This is a genomic window from Acidocella sp. C78, from assembly GCF_907164655.1.
Genome location: NZ_CAJQZK010000001.1, coordinates 246,524 through 268,379 on the forward strand (window position 1 = coordinate 246,524; position 21,856 = coordinate 268,379).

The 21,856-nt window shown below is 68.2% G+C and carries 20 protein-coding genes; 9 read left to right on the forward strand and 11 right to left on the reverse strand.

What is annotated here, in order from left to right:
• Positions 1 to 23 precede the first annotated feature (23 nt).
• Positions 24 to 1,337: a site-specific integrase gene (locus tag ACIDOCELLA78_RS98060; protein ID WP_201727555.1), complete on the reverse strand. Its 1,314-nt coding sequence runs from the start codon at positions 1,335 to 1,337 to the stop codon at positions 24 to 26.
• A 476-nt stretch (positions 1,338 to 1,813) separates the two neighbouring features.
• Positions 1,814 to 2,005: a hypothetical protein gene (locus tag ACIDOCELLA78_RS98065; RefSeq protein ID WP_201727556.1), complete on the reverse strand. Its 192-nt coding sequence runs from the start codon at positions 2,003 to 2,005 to the stop codon at positions 1,814 to 1,816.
• A 190-nt stretch (positions 2,006 to 2,195) separates the two neighbouring features.
• On the opposite strand from ACIDOCELLA78_RS98065, the gene ACIDOCELLA78_RS98070 reads away from it, so the two are divergent.
• Positions 2,196 to 2,950, forward strand: a protein-coding gene (locus ACIDOCELLA78_RS98070) for an IS5 family transposase (RefSeq protein WP_374223207.1) whose coding sequence is annotated in 2 segments (ribosomal slippage) — positions 2,196 to 2,516 and positions 2,519 to 2,950 — 753 coding nt in all. Because the reading frame shifts where the segments join, the coding sequence is not laid out codon by codon here.
• Positions 2,951 to 3,107: 157 nt separating this feature from the next.
• On the forward strand, positions 3,108 to 3,311 hold the full coding sequence (locus ACIDOCELLA78_RS98075; protein WP_201727558.1) for a DUF6726 family protein: 204 nt from the start codon (positions 3,108 to 3,110) through the stop codon (positions 3,309 to 3,311).
• Positions 3,312 to 3,421: 110 nt separating this feature from the next.
• Here ACIDOCELLA78_RS98075 and ACIDOCELLA78_RS98080 read toward each other — a convergent pair whose 3' ends face one another.
• Positions 3,422 to 5,590 (reverse strand): malate synthase G, encoded by a 2,169-nt coding sequence (locus ACIDOCELLA78_RS98080; RefSeq protein ID WP_201727559.1) that lies wholly within the window; start codon positions 5,588 to 5,590, stop codon positions 3,422 to 3,424.
• A 196-nt stretch (positions 5,591 to 5,786) separates the two neighbouring features.
• On the opposite strand from ACIDOCELLA78_RS98080, the gene ACIDOCELLA78_RS98085 reads away from it, so the two are divergent.
• Positions 5,787 to 6,560, forward strand: a complete 774-nt coding sequence (locus ACIDOCELLA78_RS98085) for a ferredoxin--NADP reductase (RefSeq protein ID WP_201727560.1) — start codon at positions 5,787 to 5,789, stop codon at positions 6,558 to 6,560.
• A 40-nt stretch (positions 6,561 to 6,600) separates the two neighbouring features.
• Here the strand turns inward: ACIDOCELLA78_RS98085 and kdsA are convergent, their stop codons facing one another.
• The 4 genes from kdsA to tpiA all read right to left on the reverse strand — a co-directional run bounded on the left by kdsA (position 6,601) and on the right by tpiA (position 10,425).
• A complete protein-coding gene (kdsA, locus tag ACIDOCELLA78_RS98090) occupies positions 6,601 to 7,428 on the reverse strand; it encodes a 3-deoxy-8-phosphooctulonate synthase (protein WP_201727561.1) in 828 nt (275 codons plus the stop codon).
• Positions 7,425 to 9,056, reverse strand: coding sequence for a CTP synthase (locus ACIDOCELLA78_RS98095; RefSeq protein WP_201727562.1), 1,632 nt, complete (start codon positions 9,054 to 9,056; stop codon positions 7,425 to 7,427). The genes kdsA and ACIDOCELLA78_RS98095 overlap by 4 nt, the downstream gene beginning before the upstream one ends.
• Positions 9,057 to 9,123: 67 nt before the next feature.
• Entirely contained in the window at positions 9,124 to 9,558 is a 435-nt protein-coding gene (gene secG, locus ACIDOCELLA78_RS98100; protein WP_201727563.1) for a preprotein translocase subunit SecG, read from the reverse strand.
• Between the two features lie 105 nt (positions 9,559 to 9,663).
• Positions 9,664 to 10,425 carry a triose-phosphate isomerase gene (gene tpiA, locus ACIDOCELLA78_RS98105; protein ID WP_201727564.1) on the reverse strand — a complete coding sequence of 254 codons (762 nt, stop codon included), beginning with the start codon at positions 10,423 to 10,425 and terminating at the stop codon, positions 9,664 to 9,666.
• 111 nt (positions 10,426 to 10,536) lie between these two features.
• Between tpiA and ACIDOCELLA78_RS98110 the strand changes: the two genes are divergently transcribed.
• The 6 genes from ACIDOCELLA78_RS98110 to glp are packed head-to-tail and all read left to right on the forward strand — an operon-like array spanning position 10,537 to position 18,075.
• Positions 10,537 to 12,423: a peptidylprolyl isomerase gene (locus ACIDOCELLA78_RS98110; protein WP_201727565.1), complete on the forward strand. Its 1,887-nt coding sequence runs from the start codon at positions 10,537 to 10,539 to the stop codon at positions 12,421 to 12,423.
• A 10-nt stretch (positions 12,424 to 12,433) separates the two neighbouring features.
• Entirely contained in the window at positions 12,434 to 13,948 is a 1,515-nt protein-coding gene (gene trpE / locus ACIDOCELLA78_RS98115) for an anthranilate synthase component I (RefSeq protein ID WP_201727566.1), read from the forward strand.
• On the forward strand, positions 13,945 to 15,579 hold the full coding sequence (locus ACIDOCELLA78_RS98120; protein ID WP_201727567.1) for a bifunctional anthranilate synthase component II/anthranilate phosphoribosyltransferase: 1,635 nt from the start codon (positions 13,945 to 13,947) through the stop codon (positions 15,577 to 15,579). Before trpE ends, ACIDOCELLA78_RS98120 begins: the two co-directional genes overlap by 4 nt.
• A gap of 4 nt (positions 15,580 to 15,583) precedes the next feature.
• Positions 15,584 to 16,396: an indole-3-glycerol phosphate synthase TrpC gene (gene trpC / locus ACIDOCELLA78_RS98125; RefSeq protein WP_201727568.1), complete on the forward strand. Its 813-nt coding sequence runs from the start codon at positions 15,584 to 15,586 to the stop codon at positions 16,394 to 16,396.
• On the forward strand, positions 16,393 to 16,866 hold the full coding sequence (gene moaC / locus ACIDOCELLA78_RS98130) for a cyclic pyranopterin monophosphate synthase MoaC (protein ID WP_201727569.1): 474 nt from the start codon (positions 16,393 to 16,395) through the stop codon (positions 16,864 to 16,866). Before trpC ends, moaC begins: the two co-directional genes overlap by 4 nt.
• A 3-nt stretch (positions 16,867 to 16,869) precedes the next feature.
• Complete coding sequence (gene glp, locus ACIDOCELLA78_RS98135; protein ID WP_201727570.1) at positions 16,870 to 18,075, forward strand: gephyrin-like molybdotransferase Glp; 1,206 nt, start codon at positions 16,870 to 16,872, stop codon at positions 18,073 to 18,075.
• Positions 18,076 to 18,132: 57 nt separating this feature from the next.
• On the opposite strand, the gene ACIDOCELLA78_RS98140 is transcribed toward glp, so the two are convergent.
• From ACIDOCELLA78_RS98140 to rho, 4 genes are all read right to left on the reverse strand, one after another.
• Complete coding sequence (locus ACIDOCELLA78_RS98140; RefSeq protein WP_201727571.1) at positions 18,133 to 18,531, reverse strand: DUF4149 domain-containing protein; 399 nt, start codon at positions 18,529 to 18,531, stop codon at positions 18,133 to 18,135.
• Positions 18,532 to 18,541: 10 nt separating this feature from the next.
• Positions 18,542 to 19,849 (reverse strand): adenosylhomocysteinase, encoded by a 1,308-nt coding sequence (ahcY, locus tag ACIDOCELLA78_RS98145; protein ID WP_201727572.1) that lies wholly within the window; start codon positions 19,847 to 19,849, stop codon positions 18,542 to 18,544.
• Between the two features lie 74 nt (positions 19,850 to 19,923).
• The gene (locus ACIDOCELLA78_RS98150; RefSeq protein WP_201727573.1) at positions 19,924 to 20,547 is read right to left on the reverse strand and encodes a LysE family translocator; all 624 of its coding nucleotides are present in this window, start codon (positions 20,545 to 20,547) and stop codon (positions 19,924 to 19,926) included.
• A gap of 2 nt (positions 20,548 to 20,549) precedes the next feature.
• Entirely contained in the window at positions 20,550 to 21,824 is a 1,275-nt protein-coding gene (rho, locus tag ACIDOCELLA78_RS98155) for a transcription termination factor Rho (RefSeq protein ID WP_201727574.1), read from the reverse strand.
• Positions 21,825 to 21,856 lie beyond the last annotated feature (32 nt).

A 21,856-nucleotide genomic window follows, 5' to 3' on the forward strand; every position in this document is an offset into this window, starting at 1 on the left:
TCGGCCGTCATCCGCACACGATGTCAGTTCTGTTCGGGTGACTGGAATTGCTCGTTATTCTGTTTACGTCCCAAATCGGATTTCTGCCCGTCCAACAGCGCCGCTATCTCAGACGAAACCTTGTCCGCGGCTACCCGGAGTGCCTCGTCGATATGAATGTAGCGCTGGGTCACACCGCGCGCGGCGTGTCCAAGCAGGGCAGCGATCGTCAGTTCCGAGAAGCCGAGATCGCCGGCCACGCTGGCGAAGGTATGACGCAGCGTGTGTGGCGTTACGTCCTCCAGTCGTGCGGCGCCACACACCCGTTCGAGCACCCGCACGACGCCGATGAAATGCCCGTTTCCCCAGTCTGCCGGGAATACATATGGCGAGCCGTCGGTGACCGGCTGCGCGAGAATGAGATCGATGACGGCTTGACCCACGACGCGCATCTGCGGGCCGGTCTTGGTTTCTGGAAGCTGAATGGCCCGCTGTTCCGCATCCACCCAGGCGCGCTGGAGGGCAAGGCACTCCATGCGCCGGAATCCCGTGAGCAGCAGAAGCCGGATTGCGGCCAGGCCCGTTGGGTGCTCACCCTCGGCGGCGAGCGTACGCATGGCTGTACCCAGACGCGCGATCTCGGCCCTGCTTAAGCGTCGCTCTCGCGGCGTGCTGGCCAGCTTGCGCACGCCCCGTGCCGGGTTGCTCTCGATTTTCCCCCAACGCACGGCGTGCTCAAAGATCGAGTGCAAAGACGAGACCGTGCGGGCCGCGGCTCCCTCGCCACCGATCGGCGTGCCGCCCCGTGGCCCCGCTCGGCCCTTCGCCGTCTTGCCGGCGGCAATGTCGGCCTGCATCGCCTCGATATCGCCAAGCTTCAGGCTAGAAACCCGCCGCTCACCCAAAAGTGGCCGGATATGCGTTTCGATGCGACTCTTGTCCATCGTCAGGGTGGACGCCTTTATCGGCCGCCGGCGCCGGCCGAGAATGCGCCCTGCGTTGGCTTCCAGGAGATACCAGTCGCAGATCTCGCCGACCGTCGTGGTGCTGCCGTCGGGCTCGACCGGCGCCGCTGGGTCGACCCCCTTGGAGACCGCGACCAGCTTTTCGTGGGCGATCACCCGGGCCTCCTCGACGGTCATCAGTCCATAGCGGCCGATGACCAGACGGCGGGTCCTACCTTCCGGGGTGCGATACTGAACCACGAAGCTCTTCAGTCCCGACGGCATCACCTGCACGCCGAAGCCACGGAGCTCGCGATCCCACGCAAAACTTTCTCGAACCTTGACTCCAACCTTCGCACGGTTCGGAACTTTGAGCGCGTCGACAACGCGCTTTGTGAGCCTTGTTTCCGCCATATCAATGCCTTAGCGCCAGATTGCTTAGAACACGGGGATCATAGCCCCTCACAAACCAATTTCCAAGCATTTGGCGGCAAGTGGGCGCGTAGAGGAGGCCGTCCATGGCGGCGCATGGAACCTCAGGAATGTATATGACACAGTGTATTAGCGCATTATTGCGTAGCCCCGGCTACCCCGTCGCAGACCCTTCAGGGACCTTGCCAAGGTTGGGGTCGAGGGTTCGAATCCCTTCGCCCGCTCCAGATTTCCTCAGGAAAATTTAGGGCTTCCAAGCGGCCCTCCAAGACCTTTTTCGCTTTCAAGGCGCCTTCGGGGTACGATCCAGGGCCGTCTGTGAGTTTCTCACCTTCGGCCCCATGACCGCACACCCGAGTGTGAGCCTCATCCGGTCAGATCGGGTCATCTGGCCGGATGAACAATTCTCAACTCATCTATCTGGCAAGGATTGTGTAGCCTGATGGCGCCGCGATGAATCAGTTGCGCGATTCGAGGCGCTGGATCGATTTCAGCTGATGCGTGAAAGCCGACCGGCCGCCGGCGTGGGAGAGGTGCTGGACTGTCGCGCCCTGCCGCTGGGCGCTGCTGGCCGGCGTGGCCTGTGCTGCGACCGGCGCTATGCCGACCATGACGGCGAGGGCGGTCATGGCTATCGTTCTTGTACGCATGGAAAAACTCCGTGTTCGGTGATGCGGGACAACTCCCGCTTCACGCGGAGATGGGTGGGCGCGGGCGGGGACGGAACATGCCGCCAACGGCTAATACTCATGCCTCGCGCGCATGACCGGGGCCTAGGTTCTGTACCTATTGCCATGACTACGGAGCGTCTGATTCAAGTCTGTTTGGAGGACTTGGAACATGGCGGAACTTTTCTGGCTGAACGACACGCAATGGGCTGCGATCGAACCATTGCTGCCGAAGCTTGGCGGCAAGCCTCGGGTTGATGACCGCCGGGTGCTGAGCGGCATCCTGCATCGCTTTCGCGAGGGCTTGCGATGGCGAGCGCTTCCTGAGGCCTATGGGCCACGAACCACGGTGTTCAACCGGTTCAACCGCTGGAGCCAGCGTGGCCTCTGGCAGGAGATCTTTGCGGCCCTGGTCGCCTGCGCGTATCCGCCGCGCATCGCCATGGTGGACAGCACCTCGGTTCGGGCACATCGCGCGGCCGCGGGCGGTAAAGGGGGGCGCAAAGCCAGGCTATCGGCCGGTCGAGGGGTGGACGGACGACCAAGATCCACGCCGTCGCGGATGAGCAGGGGCGCATCGCCGCACTCCTCCTGACGCCGGGACAGGCCTCCGACATCAGCGGCGCCAGGGCGCTTCTGCCCACAATACCGCCACCAGAAGAGCTGATCGCCGACAAAGCCTACGACGCCGATGACCTGCGCGCCTTCCTCACCCGCCAAGGCACCAGGCCCGTGATCTCGCCCATGCCCAACCGCCGCGCCATTCCGCCCTTCGACCCCGTCGCCTACAGAAAGCGCAATCTCATCGAACGCGCCTTCTGCAGGCTCAAGGACTGGCGCGCCATCGCCACACGCTACGACAAAACCGCACGAAATTTCCTCGCAGGTATCTGCCTCGTCCTCGCCGTCACATCTTGGATCAGTTGAGTCCAGAACCTAGAGCATCATCCGATCAGATAGAGTCATCTGATCGGATAAAGATGCTCTGAATATCAATACCATAGAGCACTACATCCGATCCGGATGGATCGGAAAGTGCTCTAGCGCATTGACGCGGGCCGCCTGGGTTTGGTTCGATGGAATCATGAGCACGAGAATTTTGCGTTGGGCCGGCCAGGTGGCGTTGTTCGCCAGCCTCGCCGGGGGGCTTTCGGGCTGTGGGCTGGCAGCGGCGCCGTGCCGGGTGACGTCGGCGGGGCTGAAGATCATCCCGTTGATCGGGCCGGTGGCGGCTGCGCCGAGCGATGCCTGCGCCAACGCGATCGACCCGACGCCGACTCGGAGCTGAGTTTTTGCTCCGCTCCGCCTGATACCCTCCGCGGCCCGTGAGGGTGCGGGGATCGCGGGCCGCCGCGCCCGGTGCGGACGCGGCGGTGGAGGAGGAGGAGGAGCAAAAGATCAGGCGGAGGCTTTGGCCTCGCGCCGGCGGTCGTGCAGGATGAACTCGGTGTAGCCGTTCGGCTGGGTGCGGCCCTTGAAGACGAGGTCGCACGCCGCCTGGAAGGCGACGCCGTCGAAGCCCGGCGCCATGTTGCGATAGGCCGGGTCGCCCGCGTTCTGGCCATCGACCACCGCGGCCATGCGCTTCATCGTCTCCATCACCTGCGCCTCGGAGACGATGCCATGATGCAGCCAGTTGGCGATGTGCTGGGCGGAGATGCGCAGGGTGGCGCGGTCTTCCATGAGGGCGACGTTGTGGATGTCCGGCACCTTGGAGCAGCCGATGCCCTGGTCGATCCAGCGGACGACGTAGCCGAGGATGCCCTGGGCGTTGTTGTCGAGCTCCTGCTGGATGTCCTCCGGCTGCCAGTTCGGGCGGTCGGCCAGCGGGATGGTCAGCAGGTCGGTGAGCGAGCCCATCGGGCGGGAGGCAAGCTCGGCCTGGCGGGCGGCGACATCGACCATGTGGTAGTGCAGGGCGTGCAGCGTTGCCGCGGTGGGCGAGGGGACCCAGGCGGTGTTCGCACCGGCGCGGGGGTGGCCGACCTTCTGTTCGAGCATCGCCGCCATCGCGTCGGGCGCGGCCCACATCCCCTTGCCGATCTGGGCGTGGCCGGGCAGGCCGCAGACGATGCCGATATCGACGTTGCGGTCTTCATACGCCTTGATCCAGGGCGTGTTCTTGATCTCGTTCTTGCGGATCATCGGGCCGGCCTCGATCGAGGTGTGGATCTCGTCGCCGGTGCGGTCGAGGAAGCCGGTGTTGATGAAGAAGATGCGGCTGGCGGCGGCGGCGATGCAGGCCTTGAGATTGGCCGAGGTACGGCGCTCCTCGTCCATGATGCCCATTTTCAGCGTGTCCGGCGCGAGGCCGAGCAGGGATTCGGTGGCGGCGAAAAGGCCGTTGGCATAGGCGACCTCGTCGGCGCCGTGCATCTTCGGCTTGACGATGTAGATCGAGCCGGCGCGGGAGTTGCGCAGCCCGCCGGTGCGGCGGATGTCATGCAGGCCGCAGAGGGAGGTGACCACGAGGTCGAGGATCGTCTCGGGGATCGGCTTGCCGGCGGCATCGAGCACGGTGTCGGTGTAGATGTGGTGGCCGACATTACGGACCAGCATCAGCACGCGGCCGGGGAGGGTGAGGGTCGAGCCGTCCGGCGCGATGTAGGCGCGGTCGGGGTTGAGCTTGCGGGTGAAGGTCTTGCCGCCCTTCTCGACCTGTTCCTCCAGCGTGCCGGCCATCAGGCCGAGCCAGTTGCGGTAGACCAGCACCTTGTCCTCGGCATCGACGGCGGCGACGCTGTCCTCGGCGTCCATGATCGAGCTGATCGCGGATTCGACGATGAGGTCGGCGATGCCGGCCTTGTCGGTCCGCCCGATCGGGCTGGTCGGGTCGATCGCGATCTCGACATGCAGGTTGTGGTGGCGGAGCAGGACGGCCGTGGGGGCGGCGGCGTCGCCGCGATAGCCGGCGAACTGGGCGGCGTGCTTCAGGCCGGTCTCGCCGCTTTCGAGCACGGCGGCGAGATGGCCGTTGTGCACGCGCAAGGCGCGGATATCGACGTGGCTACCGGTGGCGAGCGGGAAATGATCGTCGAGGAAGGCGCGGCCGCGGGCGACGACGGCGGCGCCGCGCTGCGGATTATAGGCCTTGCCGCGTTCGAGGCCGCCGGATTCGGGAATGGCGTCGGTGCCGTAGAGCGCGTCGTAGAGGCTACCCCAGCGGGCGTTGGCGGCGTTCAGCGCGTAGCGGGCGTTCATCACCGGCACGACGAGCTGCGGACCGGCGATGGCGGCGATTTCGGCATCGACGCGTTCGGAGGTGACCTTCACATCGCCTGGCTCGGGCTTGAGATAGCCGATCTCGCGCAGGAAGGCCTCGTAGGCGGCGGGATCGATCTTCTGGCCGCGGCGGGTGCGGTGCCAGTCATCGATCGCGGCCTGGAGACGGTCGCGCTCGGCGAGCAGCTCGGCGTTGCGGGGGGCGTGGCGGGCGACGAGATTGGCGAAGCCCTGCCAGAAGGAAGCGGGCTCGATCCCGGTGCCGGGCAGCGCCTCGGTCTCGATGAAGGCGTGAAGCTCGGCGGCGACGCGCAGGCCCGCCGCGTCCACATAGGTTTGAGTCATTGGTTCGTCTCCTTGATCTGCGCGGTTTTTGGCCAAACCGGCCAGTCTTGTCGAGGGGTGGAGCGCGCTTGCAGTGCTGCCATGGGCAGATCTGCCGCAGTCGGGCTTGATATCGCCGCCTCGCTCCGCAATTAACAGGGCCGATCATGAACTTCCGGTGCCCCCGGACGGACGAGCGACGGAGTTTTCCCGACAGATGAGCGCCTTCAACACCGAAACCGTCACCCAGGTCCATCACTGGACCGACCGGCTGTTCAGCTTCACCGTGACGCGCGACCCCGCATTCCGCTTCATCGCCGGGCAGTTCACCATGATCGGGCTCGAGGTCGAGGGAAAGAAGCTGCTGAGGGCCTATTCGATGGCCAGCGCCAGCTATGACGATCATCTGGAATTCTTCAGCATCAAGGTGCCGGACGGGCCGCTGACCTCGCGGTTGCAGCACGTCAAGCCAGGCGATCCGGTGCTGGTGGGGCGCAAGCCGACCGGCACGCTGCTGGCCGACAACATGCACCCCGGCGAGCGGCTCTATCTTCTGGGCACCGGCACCGGGCTCGCGCCGTTCATGAGCATCATCCGCGAGCCGGACATCTATGAGCGGTTCCGTCAGGTGGTGCTGATCCATGGCTGCCGGCACATCAGCGACCTCGCCTATGAGGACTACATTACCAAGACCCTGCCGGCGGACGAGTTCATCGGCGCGCAGGTCTCGCGGCAGCTGATCTACTACCCGACGGTGACGCGCGAGCCGTTCCGGCATAACGGGCGGATCACGCAGATTCTCGAAACCGGAAATTTCGGCCCGGGGATCGACCTGCCGCCGCTCGCGCCGAAGGATGACCGGGTGATGCTGTGCGGCAGCCCTGCCTTCCTCGACGACATGGTGCAGCTGCTCGAGCGGCGCGGCTTCACCGAAGGCAGCTCGTCCCGCCCCGGCGATTACGTGATCGAGAAGGCCTTCGTCGAGAAATGAGGCCGCGCTGACGGCCGCGCCGCGTCCGGAGTGGCGCGGTTCAGGCCGATTTGGCGATACGGTCGAACTGTTGCAGCCGGGCCAGCAGGGCGGGCATCTGGTCCAATGGAATCATGTTCGGCCCGTCGGAGGGCGCGTGGTCGGGGTCCGGATGGCACTCGATGAAGACCGCGGCGCAGCCGACCGCGAGAGCGGCGCGGGCGAGCACCGGGGCGAATTCGCGCTGGCCGCCCGAGGCGGTGCCCTGGCCGCCGGGCTGCTGGACTGAATGGGTCGCGTCGAACACCACCGGGTAGCCGGTCTGCGCCATGATCGGCAGGGCGCGCAGGTCGGAGACCAGGGTGTTGTAGCCGAAGGAGGCGCCGCGCTCGGTGAGCAGGATGCGCTCGTTGCCGGTGCTGGCGATCTTGGCGGCGACGTTGCGCATGTCCCACGGCGCGAGGAACTGGCCCTTCTTGACGTTGATCGCCCGCCCGGTATGGCCGGCGGCGAGCAGCAGGTCGGTCTGGCGGCAGAGGAAGGCGGGGATCTGCAGCACGTCCACCGCCTCGGCGGCGGGGGCGCACTGGGCGGCGTCGTGCACGTCGGTCAGCACGGGGATGCCGAATTTCGCCCGGATATCGGCGAGGATCTGCAACCCCTGCGCCATGCCGACGCCGCGGCCGGCGGAAAGCGAGGTGCGGTTGGCCTTGTCGTAGCTCGACTTGAAGATCAGGCCGATGCCAAGCTCGCGCGTCATGTCCGCGAGCGCGCCGGCGACCTCGGTCGCATGCTCGGCGCTCTCGATCTGGCAGGGGCCGGCGATGAGGGTGAAGGGCAGGTCGTTGCCGACGCGCAGATCGCCGATCTCGACCGTCTTCATGATCATACCAGCCTCATCTGCTTGACCGCCGCCTCGATGAAGCCGGCGAAGAGCGGATGCGGGTCGAAGGGTTTCGATTTCAGCTCGGGGTGGTACTGCACGCCGATGAACCAGGGATGGTCGGGGTATTCGACGATTTCCGGCAGCAGCCCGTCCGGCGAGAGGCCGGAGAAGCGCAGGCCGGCGGATTCCAGCCGCTCGCGGTAGTGGATGTTGACCTCGTAGCGGTGGCGGTGGCGTTCCTCGATCGTCGCGGCGTCGCCATAGACGGCGCGGACCAGGCTACCCTCGACCAGGGTGGCGGCATAGGCGCCGAGGCGCATGGTGCCACCGAGATCGCCCTCGGCGGCGCGGCGTTCGATCTCGTTGCCGCGGGCCCATTCGGTGAGCAGGCCGACCACCGGCACCTCGCAGGGGCCGAATTCGGTGGAGGAGGCCTGGGGCAGGCCGGCGAGGTTCCGCGCCGCCTCGATCACCGCCATCTGCATGCCGAAGCAGATGCCGAGGAAGGGGACATCGCGCTCGCGGGCGAAGCGCACGGCCTCGATCTTGCCGCCGGTGCCGCGCTCGCCGAAGCCGCCGGGGACGAGGATGCCGTGCACCCCGTCGAGCCGGGCGACGGCGCCGGGCTGCTCGAAGATTTCGGAATCGACCCAGTCGAGCCGGACCCGCACCCGGTTGGCGATGCCGCCATGGGTCAGCGCCTCGCCGAGCGACTTATAGGAGTCGAGCAGGTTGGTGTATTTGCCGACGACGGCGATGGTGACCTCACCCTCGGGATTGCGCACCGTCTCGACGATGCGGCGCCAGCGGCCGAGATCGGGCTCGGCATCGTGCGGCAGGCCGAAATGGCGGAGCACCTCGCGGTCGAGCCCGGCCTCGTGATAGGAGATCGGCACCTCGTAGATCGTGCTCACGTCGAGTGCCGGGACCACCGCCTCGGGCCGGACATTGCAGAACAGCGCGATCTTGCGGCGCTCGCCCTCGGGGATCGGGCGGTCGCAGCGGCAGATCAGCATGTGCGGCTGGATGCCGACATTCAGCAGTTCCTTGACGGAATGCTGGGTCGGCTTGGTTTTCAGCTCGCCGGCGCTCGGGATGTAGGGCACCAAAGTGAGGTGGACGAACATCGCGTCGTGCGGGCCAAGCTCGTTGCCGAGCTGGCGGATGGCTTCGAGGAAGGGCAGGCTCTCGATGTCGCCCACCGTGCCGCCGATCTCGACGAGGACGAAATCAAGCCCGGCGGTGTCGCGCAGGATGGCCTGCTTGATGGCGTCGGTGATGTGCGGGATGACCTGCACGGTGGCGCCGAGATAGTCGCCCCGGCGCTCGCGGGCGATGACCTCGGAATAGATGCGGCCGGTGGTCGCGTTGTCCGACTTGGTGGCGTGCACACCGGTGAAGCGCTCGTAATGGCCGAGATCGAGATCGGTCTCGGCGCCGTCGTCGGTGACGAAGACCTCGCCGTGCTGATAGGGGCTCATCGTGCCCGGATCGACGTTGAGATAGGGGTCGAGCTTGCGCAGGCGGACCGAATAGCCGCGGGCCTGAAGCAGCGCGCCGAGGGAGGCGGAGGCGATACCCTTGCCGAGCGAGGAAACCACGCCGCCGGTGATGAAGACATACCGGGTCATGGGCTTTCGCCATAGCAGAGGGCGGCGCGGTGCAAAACCCCGCGCCGGGCGAATGAGGGGGCGCGCATTACTGCTTTGCCGGCGCCGGGGCGCTCTGCGCGGGTTTCGCCGGAGCCGCGGGCTGGGATGTCGCCGGCTTGGCAGCAGCCGGCGCCGTGGGAGCCGATTCGCCAGGGACGGGCGGCAGCGGGGCGAGCGGCGAGGCGGGGGCGGCCTTCTTCGCCGGACTCGCCGGCGGCGGCGCGTTCAGGATCGCCTCGGCCGAGCCGCCGCCGCTGTGCCGGTAGAGCAGGGCGAGAACCAGCGAGAGCACCATGAACAGCGTGGCGAGGATCGCGGTGACCCGGGTGAGCAGGTTGGCGGTGCCGCGCCCGGTCATGAAGCTGCCCATGCCCTGGCTGGTGCCGAGGCCGAGGCCGCCGCCCTCGCTGCGCTGGATCAGCACGACGCCGATCAGGGCAATGGTGATGAATGCCTGGAGGACGAGCAGAACGGTAATCATGGGAGCGTGGCGGCCTTTCGGAGTGACGCGCGGTTCTAGAGCATCAGCCCGCCGGATGGAACCGTCCGGCGGCCTGATGCCCGACTGTCGGGTCGATGCCGTGCTCTAGTCCCGCGGGGCGGCGGAGGCAATCGCGAGGAAGTCCTCTGGCTTGAGGCTGGCGCCGCCGACCAGCGCGCCGCCGACCTCGGGCAAGGCGAGCAGGGACGCGGCGTTGGAGGGCTTGACCGAGCCACCGTAGAGAATCGGCATCGTCGCGCCGGCGGCGCCGAGCTGGCGGCGCAGCGCGGCACGGATCGAGGCGTGCATCGCGGCGACATCCTCCTCGGTGGGCGTGCGGCCGGTGCCGATCGCCCAGACCGGCTCGTAGGCGATGACGCCGGGGGCGAAGACGCCGGGCACGGTCTGGCCGGCCAGCTCCTCCGGCAGGCTGCCGGCGAGCTGGGCGCGGACCACGGTTTCGGCCTCGCCGGAATCGCGCTCGGCCTCGGTTTCGCCGACGCAGATGATCGGGATCAGGCCGGCGGCGATCGCGGTGCGCGCCTTCTCGCGCACGATCGCGGAGGATTCGCCGTGATCGGCGCGGCGCTCGGAATGGCCGAGAATGACATGGGTGGCGCCAAGCTCGGCCAGCAGATCGGCCGATAGGTCGCCGGTATGCGCGCCGGAGCGCTGCACCGCGCAGTCCTGCGCGCCGAGGGCGACCGGGGCGCCGTCGAGGGCGGCGCGCAGCGGGGCGATCAGCGGCGCCGGCGGACAGATCAGCAGATCGGCGTATGCTGCGGCGGCACGCAGCCCCGCCGCATAGGCGGCGATGCCGGCGAGCGTGCCGTTCATCTTCCAGTTTCCGGCGATCAGCTGGGGCATGCGCGTCTCCCTTCCCAATGGCGCGACGGAGGTAGACGAGGCGGGGCCGGGTGGCAATCGGGCGCGCCCGTGGTAAGACGCGGCTTTCCCGCTGGATGAGGTTGCTGCCGCATGCTTTCGATGATTCGCCAACTGCTCGACAACTGGATCGTGCGCGCCTTTTTCGTCGTGCTGATCGGCGTGTTCGTGTTCTGGGGCGTCTCCAGCGTGGTGATGGGCGTTGGCGCGTCCAACGCGATCGCGACGGTGGGCGGGCGGCCGATCAAGATCGAGGCGGTGAATGCCGACTACCAGCGGACGCTGAACGCTTACGCGACGCAGAACAGTGGCCGCGAGCCGAGCAAGGGCGAGCGGCGGCTGTTCGCCGAGCAGGCGCTGGGTTCGGCGATCGACCGCGCGGCGATGCAGCTCGATGCGCGGCGGATGGGGGTGGTGGCGCCGCCCTCGGCGATCCGACAGCAGGTATTCGCGATCCCGGCGTTCCACGGTCCGGACGGCAAGTTCGACAAGGCGACGTTCAACGCCGTGCTCGCCAATCACAGCCTGACGCCGGCGACATTCATGGCGGAGATCGCCAGCGGGCTGAAATCGTCGCAGATCATCGATGCGGTGACCGCCGGGGTGAGCGCGCCGGCGCCGCTGGTCGACCAGATCTTTGCTTATGCCGCGCAGGAGCGGACGGTGCAGTTCGCGCAACTGCCCTTCGCCGCCGCGACCCCGCCGCCGCCGCCGGCCGAGACCGTGCTGCGCCGCTACTGGCGGGATCATCCGGGGCGGTTTTCGACACCCGCCTTGCGCGATGCCGACGTGGTGGTGCTCTCGCCCGCGCTGATCGCCAAGGGCGAGACGGTGACGCCGGCCGAGATCGCGGCGCAGTATCAGCAGGAGAAGGCGAAATTCGCGCAGGCGCCGCAGCGGACCGTCGAGATCGTCACCGCCGAGGACGCGAAGAGCGCCGCGGCGCTGGCGAAGACCTGGAAACAAGGGGCTGACTGGGCGGCGGTGCAGAAGGCGGCGGCGGCGGCGAGTGCGACCGCTGTCGTGATGACCGATGCGAAACCCTCCGACCTGCCCTCGGCGGCGCTGGCCAAGGCGGTGTTCGCGGCAACGCCGGATGAGGTTTCCGCACCGGTGAAGGGCTCGCTCGGCATCTATGTGTTCAGGGTGACCAAGGCGGTGGCCGGCGGCGACAAGCCGCTCTCGGCGGTGGCGGACCAGATCCGCGCCGAGATCCAGCTGCGCAAGGCGCGCAACGTGGTGGACAATACGCTGAACCACCTGCAGGACGCGCTGGCGGGCAGCACGGCGCTCGGCAAGCTGCCGGCGAGCCTGCATCTGGCCAAGGCGCGGGTGAGCGTGGACCGCGAGGGGATGACGGTGGACGGCAAGCCGGCGAGCATTCCCGGGCCGGCGCCGCTGCGCCAGGCGATCGACAAGGCGATTTTCGCCACCGCCCCCGGCAATTCGCCGCGGGCGGTGAGCGGGCCGGGCGACAGCTACTATGCCATCGCCGTGCACCGGATCATCAAGCCGGCGCTCAAGCCCTATGACAAGGTGAAGGCCGACGTGCTGGCCGACTGGACCGGCGCGCAGGTGGAGCGGCAGGAAGAGGTCGCGGCAGCGAAGCTGCTGACCGCGGTGAAGGGGGGCAAGACCCTGACGGCAGCGGCCTCGGCGGCCGGGCTGACGGTGACGACCTCGGCGCCGATGACGCGCGCCAAGCCCGCCAAGGGCGTGCCGCCGCCTCTCGCCCAGGTGGCGTTCAGCCTGAAGAAGGGCGAGCCCACGATGGTGCAGACGCAGGCGGGCTTCGTCGTCGGCGTGGTGAGCGACATCGCCGAGCCGAAGCCGGGCAGCAACGAGGCGTTCCGCCAGCGGGTGGCCGAGTCGCTCGGCCAGTCGATGCAGAACGACGTGCTGCAGACCTATGCCGCGGCGCTGCGCCAGCGCGACCATGTGACGATCAACACGAAGCTGCTGAACCAGATCAGCAATTGAGGCCCGCGAGATGACATCCGAGACCGACCAGCACGCCCGTTTCCGCGCCGCCTACGATGCCGGGCGGGGCGCGCTGGCCTGGCGACTGCTCGCCGCCGACCTGATCACGCCGGTCGCCGCCTTCCTCAAGCTCGCCCATGGCACGGCGCATTCCTTCCTGCTGGAAAGCGTCGAGGGCGGGGCGGCGCGCGGGCGCTATTCGGTGATCGGCTTCGCCCCCGACCTGATCTGGCGGTGCGACCGCGGCCAGGTGAGCGTGAACCGCGACCCGGCGGCGGACGCCGAGGGCTACACCGCCGATCCGCGCCCGGCCTTCGAGAGCTTGCGCGACCTGATCGCGGCGACGACGCTCGACCTGCCGGACCACCTGCCGCCAATGACCGGCGGACTGGTCGGCTATCTCGGCTATGACATGGTGCGGCTGATGGAGGCGCTGCCGGCGGACAAGCCGGACGTGCTCGGGATTCCCGATGCCGTGCTGATGCGGCCCGGGGTGTTCGCGATTTTCGATTCGGTGCGCGACGAGATCACGCTGGCCGCACCGGTCTGGCCGCGCGCGGGGGGTTCGGCGGCGGATGCCTGGAGCATGGCGACCGGGCGGATCGAGGCGGCGATGGCGGCCCTTGACCGGCCGACGCCGGCGCTGCCGGGCCATGCCGCGCCGGCCGGGCCGGCGACCTCGAACATGAGCGAGGACGCGTTCCGCGCGATGGTGCTGCGGGGCAAGGACTACATCGCCGCCGGCGACGTGTTCCAGGTGGTGGCGAGCCAGCGCTTCGAGCAGGAATTCACGCTCCCGCCCTTCGCGCTCTATCGCTCGCTGCGACGGATCAACCCCGCACCCTTCCTGTTCTTCCTCGATTTCGGCGCCTATCAGGCGGTCGGCTCCAGCCCTGAGATCCTGGTGCGGCTGCGCGACGGCACGGTGACGATCCGCCCGCTCGCCGGCACGCGCCGGCGCGGGGCGACGCGCGCCGAGGACGAGGCGCTGGAGACCGAGCTGCTGGAGGACCCGAAGGAGCGCGCCGAGCACCTGATGCTGCTCGACCTCGCGCGCAACGATGTCGGTCGCGTCGCCGAGATCGGCTCGGTCAACGTGACCGAGAGCTTCGTGATCGAGCGGTTCTCGCACGTGATGCACATCTCCTCGAATGTCGAGGGCCGCATCCGGCCCGAGGCGGACGCGCTGGACGCGCTGATCGCCGGCTTCCCGGCGGGCACGCTCTCGGGCGCGCCGAAGGTGCGGGCGATGGAGATCATCGAGGAGTTCGAGCCGAGCCGGCGCGGGCTCTATGGCGGGTGCATCGGCTATTTCGCCGCCAATGGCACGATGGATACCTGCATCGCGCTGCGTACCGCGCTGATCAAGGACGGGCGGCTTTATGTCCAGGCCGGGGTCGGCATCGTCGCCGATTCCGACCCCGATGCCGAGCTTGCCGAGAGCCACGCCAAGGCGCGCGCGCTGTTTCGCGCCGCAGAGGATGCCGGCCAGTACGTCACCCCCAACGAGGCGCCGGCGCGATGATCCTGCTGATCGACAATTACGACAGTTTCACCTTCAACCTCGTCCAGTTCTTCGGCGATCTCGGGGCGGAATGCGCGGTGCACCGCAACGACCGGATCAGCGTCGATGAGGCGATGGCGATGCGGCCGGAGGCGATCGTGCTCTCGCCCGGGCCGTGCACGCCGAACGAGGCGGGGATCTGCCTCGACCTGATCGCGGCGGCGGCGGGCAAGGTGCCGATTCTCGGCGTCTGCCTCGGGCATCAGGCGATCGGCCAGGCCTTCGGCGGGCGGGTGATGCGCGCGCCGGTGCCGATGCATGGCAAGATCTCGCCGATCCGGCATCAGGGGTCGGACGTGTTCGAGACGCTGCCCGACCCGTTCGAGGCGACGCGTTACCACTCGCTGATCGTCGAGCGCGAGAGCCTGCCGGAGACGCTGATCCCCACCGCCTTCACCGAGGACGGGCTGATCATGGGGTTGCGGCACCGCGACTTGCCGATTTTTGGCGTGCAGTTCCACCCGGAGAGCATCGCGACCGCCCACGGGCACACGCTGCTGCGCAACTTCCTCGGCATCGCCCGCGGGCGGAACCAGGGGGCGGGCGAGATCCTCGCCGATCTCAAGCCGGTGCTCGACCGGCTGGGGCGGGGGGAGACGATGTCCGAGGAACTGGCCGAGGCGGCGTTCGGCGCCGTGATCGACGGCAAGGCGAATGACGCGCAGATCGCCGGGATGCTGATGGCGATGCGGGTGCGGCGCGAGACGGTGGCGGAGCTGACCGGCGCGGTGCGGGCGATGCGCGCGCGGATGCGGCCGATCGCCGCACCGCCGGGAGCGATCGATGTCTGCGGCACCGGCGGCGACGGCGCGGGCACGCTCAACATCTCGACCGCGGTGACCTTCGTGCTCGCCGGTGCCGGCGTGCCGGTGGCCAAGCACGGCAACCGCGCGCTCTCCTCGCGCGCCGGGGCGGCGGATGTGCTGACCGCGCTCGGCGTGCCCGTGGAGCCTGAATTCGAGCGGCTGGCGGCGATTCTGCGCGAGGCGGGCTGCGTGTTCCTCTACGCGCCGCGCCACCATGCGGGGCTGCGTCATGCCGCGGCGGCGCGGATCGCGCTCGGCACCCGCACGATCTTCAACCTGCTCGGGCCGCTCGCCAACCCGGCCTCGGTGAAGCGGCAATTGGTGGGTGTGTTCGATCCTGCCTGGGCGCGGCCGATGGCGGAGACGCTGGCCGGGCTCGGCACCGAGCGGGCGATGGTGGTGCATGGCCAGGGCCTGGACGAGCTGACCATCGCCGGGGAGAGCCATGTCGTCTCGCTCGAGGGCGGGCGGATCGTCGAGATGAATGTGAGCCCGGAGGATGCCGGGCTTGCCCGCGCGCCGCTGGAGGCGATCATCGGGGGGGATGCCGCGCACAACGCCGCGGCGCTGCGCGACCTGCTCGCCGGCGCGCCCGGCGCCTATCGCGACGCCGTGCTGCTGAACGCGGCGGCGGCGCTGATGGTGGCGGGACGGGCGGAAACCCTGCGCGAGGGCGCGGCGCTGGCGGCCCGCGCGATCGATGACGGTGCCGCGGCGGCGGCGCTGGAGCGGCTGCGACGGGCCAGTGCCGCCGCGGCCGTGGCAACAACCCGGGAAATGGCGTGATCCAATGAACGATGCGATCGAACAGGATGTGCTGAAGACGATCTGCGCCGACAAGCGGGCCGAGGTCGAGGCGGCGAAGGCGGAGACCGGGCTTGAGGAGATGCGGGCGCGGGCGAAGGACACGCCGCCGCCGCGCGGCTTCGCCCGGGCGCTGATGGATGCCGCCGCCTCGGGGCGGACCGGGCTGATCGCCGAGATCAAGAAGGCGTCGCCCTCGGCCGGGCTGATCCGCGCCGATTTCGACCCGGCGGCGATCGCCCGCGCCTATCAGGAGGGCGGGGCGGTGTGTCTTTCGGTGCTGACCGACCGGAAATATTTCCAGGGCGAGACGGCGCATCTGCAGGCGGCGCGCGAGGCGGTGGACCTGCCGGTGCTGCGCAAGGATTTCATCCTCGACGAGTGGCAGATCTATGAAAGCCGCGCGATGGGGGCGGACTGCATCCTGCTGATCATGGCGGCGCTGGGCGACGAGCAGGCGCGCGCCTTCGAGGAGCTGGCGAGCGCGCTCGACATGAGCGTGCTGGTCGAGGTGCATGACGAGGCGGAGCTTGATCGCGCGCTGGGGCTACAGGCCCGGCTGATCGGCATAAACAACCGCAACCTCAAGACGATGCAGACCGATATTGCGGTCTCGGAGCGGCTGGCGGGGCAGATTCCGCCGGAGCGGTTCGTGGTCGCGGAAAGCGGCATCCGCGACTATGCCGACATCACCAGGCTGAAGGCGGTGGGGGTGCAGGGCATCCTGGTCGGCGAGAGCCTGATGCGGCAGGACGACATCGTCGCCGCGACCCGCCGGCTGCTCGGGCTCGGGGCATGAGCCTCACCCATATCGACGAGCGGGGGGCGGCGCGGATGGTCGATGTTTCGGGCAAGGCCGAGACGGCGCGGGAAGCCACCGCCGCCTGCCATGTCACGATGCGGGCGGAGACGCTGGCGCTGGTGACCGGGGGCACGGCGAAGAAGGGCGATGTGCTGGCGACGGCGCGGATTGCCGGGATCATGGCGGCGAAGCGGACCTCCGATCTGATCCCGCTCTGCCACCCGCTGGCGATTGCCGGGGTAACGGTGGAGTTGGAGCCGGATGAGGCGCTGCCGGGCATCCGCATCGCGGCGACGGTGAAGACCACCGGGCCGACCGGGGTGGAGATGGAGGCGCTGACCGCCGCCTCGGTCGCGGCGCTGACGGTGTATGACATGCTGAAGGCGGCGGAGCGGGAGATGCGGGTCGAAGGGTTGCGGGTGATCCGCAAGTCCGGCGGGAAATCGGGCGTTTTCTGGCAGGAGTGAGCGATGATCAGCGTCGAGGCTGCACGGGCGCGGATACTGGCGCTGATGGCGCCGACCGGCGCGGAAATCGTGCCGCTGGCGGCGGCCGCGGGGCGGGTGCTGGCCGAGCCGGTGGTCGCACGGCTGACCCAGCCGCCGCATGACGTTTCGGCGATGGACGGGTTCGCGCTGCGCGCCGCCGACGGCCAGGCCGGGGCGCGGCTGCGGGTGATTGGCGCGGCGCCGGCGGGGCACCCGTTCGCGGGCACGGTGGGGCCGGGCGAGGCGGTGCGGCTGTTCACCGGCAGCGTGGTGCCGGCGGGAGCGGACGCGATCGTCATCCAGGAAGATACCGCGCATGACGACGCCTCGGTGACGCTGCACGAGGCGGCGCGGCCGGGGCGGCATATTCGCCGGGCAGGGCAGGATTTCGCCGCCGGCGAGATGCTGCTGGCGGCGGGGCGGGTGCTGGGCGCGCGGGATATCGGGCTGGCGGCGGCGGCGAACCATCCCTGGCTCGCGGTGCGGCGGCGGCCGGTGGTCGCGGTGCTGGCGACCGGCGACGAGATCGCCATGCCGGGGGAGCCGATTCCGCCGGGCGGGTTCGTCAGTTCCAATTCGCACGCGCTCGCGGCCTATATCCGCGCGGTGGGCGGCGAGGCGGTGATTTTGCCGGTGGCGCCGGACGACCGCGCCGCGATCGGCGCGGCGGCGGCGGCGGCGGCGCGGGCCGACCTGCTGGTGACGACCGGGGGGGCGAGCGTCGGCGCGCATGACCTGGTGCAGGCGGGGCTGGCCGAGCTTGGGCTCGACGTCGATTTCTGGAAGATCGCGATGCGGCCGGGCAAGCCGCTGATGGCGGGGATGCTGGGCAGCGTGCCGGTGGTGGGGCTGCCGGGCAATCCGGTCTCGGCACTGGTCTGCGCGGTGCTGTTCCTCGGCCCGGCGATCGCGCGGCTGACCGGGCGGGCGGACGAGGCGCCACCGACCGAAGCCGCGCGCTGCACCGTGGCGCTGGCGGCGAATGATCACCGGGCCGATCATCTGCGGGCGACGCTGGCGCGGGATGCGGCGGGGGGCTGGAGCGTGACGCCGTTCCCGGTGCAGGATTCGGCGATGCTGGGCCGGCTGGCAAAGGCCGATGCGCTGCTGCTGCGCGCGCCGGATGCGCCGGCCGAGCCGGAAGGCGCGATGGTGCGGGTGATCAGGCTCGACTCATGCGGGATGTGAGCGGTTGCTGATACGGGTGATCAGAAACCGCTCACAAGTCTTTGCTATTTAATAAAATCAGACAGCAAGGCTGGCCAGCAAAACGAAGACGATCAAGAACTGGACAGCGTTGACCCAGACCGAGAGCCGGTGGCCGCGCTGGAAATCCACCTGGTTGCCGGCGTCGCGCACGGCGTTGAGATGCGGCATCCATTCGAGCCAAAGCCAGAGGGTGACGCCGGTGACGATCACCGCGAGCAGCGCGTACCACGGATTGCCGCGGATCAGCAGGCCCATGGCGGCGAGCGCCGAGGTGACCGTCATGAACAGGTAGTAGCGCGGAAAGGCGGCCCGGATGAACGGGCCGGCCACGTCCGGCGGCAGTTTCGAGAAGACCAGCGGCGTCATCACCGCGCCGAAGAACAGCATGCCGCCGAACAGGGCGGCGAGCGCCATGACCGCGAGGAAGCTGCCCATCGTCGCCTCCTCAGTAGCGGTAGTCGTCGTGCTTGAAGGGACCGGCGGTCTCGACGCCGATATACTCCGCCTGGGCCTTGCTCAGCTTCGTCAGCCTGGCGCCGACCTTGGCGAGATGCAGGGCGGCGACCTTCTCGTCGAGATGCTTGGGCAGGACATAGACCTTCCGCTCGTAGCGGCCGGAAGGCGCGTTCCACAGCTCGATCTGGGCGAGGACCTGGTTGGTGAAGCTCGCCGACATGACGAAGGAGGGGTGACCCGTGGCGTTGCCGAGATTGACCAGGCGGCCCTCGGAGAGGACGATCAGGCGCTTGCCGTCGGGAAAGACGACCTCGTCGACCTGCGGTTTCACGTTTTCCCACTTGTAGTTGCGCAGGCTCTCGATCTGGATTTCGGAGTCGAAATGGCCGATGTTGCAGATGATGGCGCGATGCTTCATCGCCCGCATGTGGTCGGCGGTGATGACGTCGATATTGCCGGTGGCGGTGACGAAGATGTCGCCCTTCGGGGCGGCGTCGTCCATGGTGACGACCTCGTAGCCTTCCATCGCCGCCTGGAGCGCGCAGATCGGGTCGATTTCGGTGACCATCACGCGGCAGCCGGCGTTGCGCAGGCTGGCGGCCGAGCCCTTGCCCACATCGCCGAAGCCGGCGACGACGGCGACCTTGCCGGCCATCATCACGTCGGTCCCGCGGCGGATGCCGTCGACCAAGCTTTCGCGGCAGCCATAGAGATTGTCGAATTTCGACTTGGTGACGCTGTCGTTCACGTTGATGGCGGGGCAGAGCAGCGAGCCGTCGCGCGCCATTTCGCGCAGGCGGTGCACGCCGGTGGTGGTTTCCTCGGAAATGCCGCGGATGTCGGCGAGCATTTCGGGGTATTTGTCGTGCATCAGCTTGGTGAGGTCGCCGCCGTCATCGAGGATCATGTTCGGCGTCCAGCCGTCCGGGCCGCGCACCGTCTGCTCGATGCACCACCAGAACTCGTCCTCGTTCATGCCCTTCCAGGCGAAGACCGGCACGCCGGCCGCAGCGACACCGGCGGCGGCGTGGTCCTGGGTCGAGAAGATGTTGCAGGACGACCAGCGGATTGTGGCGCCGAGCTCGATCAGCGTCTCGATCAGCACCGCGGTCTGGATCGTCATGTGCAGGCAGCCGGCGATGCGCGCACCCTTCAGCGGCTTGGAGGCGCCGAATTCCGCGCGCAGCGCCATCAGGCCCGGCATCTCGGTTTCGGCCATCGAGATTTCCTTGCGGCCCCAGTCGGCGAGGGTGATGTCGCGGACCTTGTAATCCGTGGGCTGGCTGGCGTCGGGCATATGAATGTCTCCGTCTGGATATTGGTCGGGATATAGGGGCGGTCGGCTGATTGCAAAACGTTTCGGCGCGCGGATTACACCGCCGCGCCGAGGATGCGGGCGCCGATCGCGATCAGCAGCGTGCCGACGGTCCGCTCGATCCAGAGGCCGGCGCGGCGATAGGCGCGCTGGATGCGCGCACGCGAAAACAGCAGGGTGACGAGGCAATACCAGGCGGCTTCCTGCAGGCCGACGACCGCGATGGCGGCGAAGGTCAGCCAGAGCGGGATATGGGCGGGGAGCAGGGCCACGAAGATGCTGGTGAAGAAGATCACGATCTTCGGGTTGCCGAGATTGAGCGCGGCGCCGGAGGCTACGGCGCGCAGGAAGCCGACGCTGCCAGCGGGTCCGGCGACGTCGATTTCATGCGGCCTGGCGCGCCAGGCGCTGACACCGATCCAGACCAGATAGACGCCGCCCGCGATCTGGATCGCCTCGTAGAGCGTGGCGAAGCGGGCCATGATGATGGAAACGCCGAAGCAGGCGGCGGCGGCCCAGGTGGTGGCGGCGATGGCGACGCCAAGGCTGAGACCGAAACCGACCGCCCTGCCGCGCCCCGCCGCCGCCCGGCTGACCAGCAGGAAGGCCGGGCCGGGGCTGATGATGCCGATGAAATTGGCGAGTGCGAGTTCGGCCAGCGGCAGCGCGTAGGACGACATGGTCAGGTGTTCATCGCCTCGAAGAAGTCGTTGTTGGTCTTGCTGTATTTGAGCTTGTCGAGCAGGAAGTCCATCGCCTCGCCCGGACCCATCGGGTTGAGGATGCGGCGCAGGACCCACATTTTCGACAGGGTGGCGCGCTCGACCAGCAATTCCTCCTTGCGGGTGCCCGACTTGGTGATGTCGATGGCCGGGAAAGTGCGCTTGTCGGAAAGCTTGCGGTCGAGGATGAGTTCGGAATTGCCGGTGCCCTTGAACTCCTCGAAGATCACCTCGTCCATGCGGCTGCCGGTGTCGATCAGCGCGGTGGCGATGATGGTCAGTGAGCCGCCTTCCTCGATATTGCGCGCGGCGCCGAAGAAGCGCTTCGGCTTCTGCAGCGCGTTGGCGTCGACACCGCCGGTCAGCACCTTGCCCGAGGAGGGAACGACGGCGTTGTAGGCGCGGGCGAGGCGAGTGATCGAGTCGAGAAGAATGATGACGTCGCGCTTGTGCTCGACGAGGCGTTTGGCCTTTTCCAGCACCATCTCGGTGACCTGGACGTGGCGGGTGGCCGGTTCGTCGAAGGTGGAGGCGACGACCTCGCCCTTCACGGTACGGGCCATGTCGGTCACTTCCTCGGGGCGCTCGTCGATCAGCAGCACGATGAGGAAGGCCTCGGGGTGGTTGGCCGAGATCGAGGTGGCGATGCTCTGCAGCATCACCGTCTTGCCGGTGCGCGGCGGGGCGACGATGAGGGCGCGCTGGCCCTTGCCGATCGGGGCAATGAGATCCATCACCCGGGCGGTGTAGTCCTTCTGTTGGCCCTTGGGCGGCGGTGGCGCGTCCTCGATCTCCATTTGCAGCCGCTTGTTGGGGTAGAGCGGGGTGAGGTTGTCGAAATTGATGCGATGGCGCACCGCGTCCGGCGCCTCGAAATTGATCGTGTCGACCTTCTGCAGCGAGAAATAGCGCTCGCCTTCCTTGGGCGCGCGGATTTCGCCGGCGACGGTGTCGCCGGTGCGCAGGCCAAAGCGGCGGATCTGCGCGGGAGAGACGTAGATGTCATCCGGGCCGGGGAGGTAGTTGCTCTGCGGGCTGCGCAGGAAGCCGAACCCGTCGGGCAGGGTTTCCAGCGTGCCGTCGCCATGAATCGCCTGGTCGTTCTCGGCATAGGCCTTGAGAATGGCGAACATCATGTCCTGCTTGCGCAGCGACGACGCGTTCTCGACCTGCAGCTCTTCGGCGAGGCTGAGCAGGTCGGTCGGGGATTTGGCCTTGAGTTCGGCGAGCTTCATGGAAATTCCGCGAGGTGAGGAGCCCGTGGCGA

Coding starts and splice junctions, on each gene's coding strand:
- ACIDOCELLA78_RS98060 (WP_201727555.1), bottom strand. CDS start 1,337: ATGGCGGAAACAAGGCTCACAAAGCGCGTTGTCGACGCGCTCAAAGTT.
- ACIDOCELLA78_RS98065 (WP_201727556.1), bottom strand. CDS start 2,005: ATGCGTACAAGAACGATAGCCATGACCGCCCTCGCCGTCATGGTCGGC.
- ACIDOCELLA78_RS98075 (WP_201727558.1), top strand. CDS start 3,108: ATGAGCACGAGAATTTTGCGTTGGGCCGGCCAGGTGGCGTTGTTCGCC.
- ACIDOCELLA78_RS98080 (WP_201727559.1), bottom strand. CDS start 5,590: ATGACTCAAACCTATGTGGACGCGGCGGGCCTGCGCGTCGCCGCCGAG.
- ACIDOCELLA78_RS98085 (WP_201727560.1), top strand. CDS start 5,787: ATGAGCGCCTTCAACACCGAAACCGTCACCCAGGTCCATCACTGGACC.
- kdsA (WP_201727561.1), bottom strand. CDS start 7,428: ATGATCATGAAGACGGTCGAGATCGGCGATCTGCGCGTCGGCAACGAC.
- ACIDOCELLA78_RS98095 (WP_201727562.1), bottom strand. CDS start 9,056: ATGACCCGGTATGTCTTCATCACCGGCGGCGTGGTTTCCTCGCTCGGC.
- secG (WP_201727563.1), bottom strand. CDS start 9,558: ATGATTACCGTTCTGCTCGTCCTCCAGGCATTCATCACCATTGCCCTG.
- tpiA (WP_201727564.1), bottom strand. CDS start 10,425: ATGCCCCAGCTGATCGCCGGAAACTGGAAGATGAACGGCACGCTCGCC.
- ACIDOCELLA78_RS98110 (WP_201727565.1), top strand. CDS start 10,537: ATGCTTTCGATGATTCGCCAACTGCTCGACAACTGGATCGTGCGCGCC.
- trpE (WP_201727566.1), top strand. CDS start 12,434: ATGACATCCGAGACCGACCAGCACGCCCGTTTCCGCGCCGCCTACGAT.
- ACIDOCELLA78_RS98120 (WP_201727567.1), top strand. CDS start 13,945: ATGATCCTGCTGATCGACAATTACGACAGTTTCACCTTCAACCTCGTC.
- trpC (WP_201727568.1), top strand. CDS start 15,584: ATGAACGATGCGATCGAACAGGATGTGCTGAAGACGATCTGCGCCGAC.
- moaC (WP_201727569.1), top strand. CDS start 16,393: ATGAGCCTCACCCATATCGACGAGCGGGGGGCGGCGCGGATGGTCGAT.
- glp (WP_201727570.1), top strand. CDS start 16,870: ATGATCAGCGTCGAGGCTGCACGGGCGCGGATACTGGCGCTGATGGCG.
- ACIDOCELLA78_RS98140 (WP_201727571.1), bottom strand. CDS start 18,531: ATGGGCAGCTTCCTCGCGGTCATGGCGCTCGCCGCCCTGTTCGGCGGC.
- ahcY (WP_201727572.1), bottom strand. CDS start 19,849: ATGCCCGACGCCAGCCAGCCCACGGATTACAAGGTCCGCGACATCACC.
- ACIDOCELLA78_RS98150 (WP_201727573.1), bottom strand. CDS start 20,547: ATGTCGTCCTACGCGCTGCCGCTGGCCGAACTCGCACTCGCCAATTTC.
- rho (WP_201727574.1), bottom strand. CDS start 21,824: ATGAAGCTCGCCGAACTCAAGGCCAAATCCCCGACCGACCTGCTCAGC.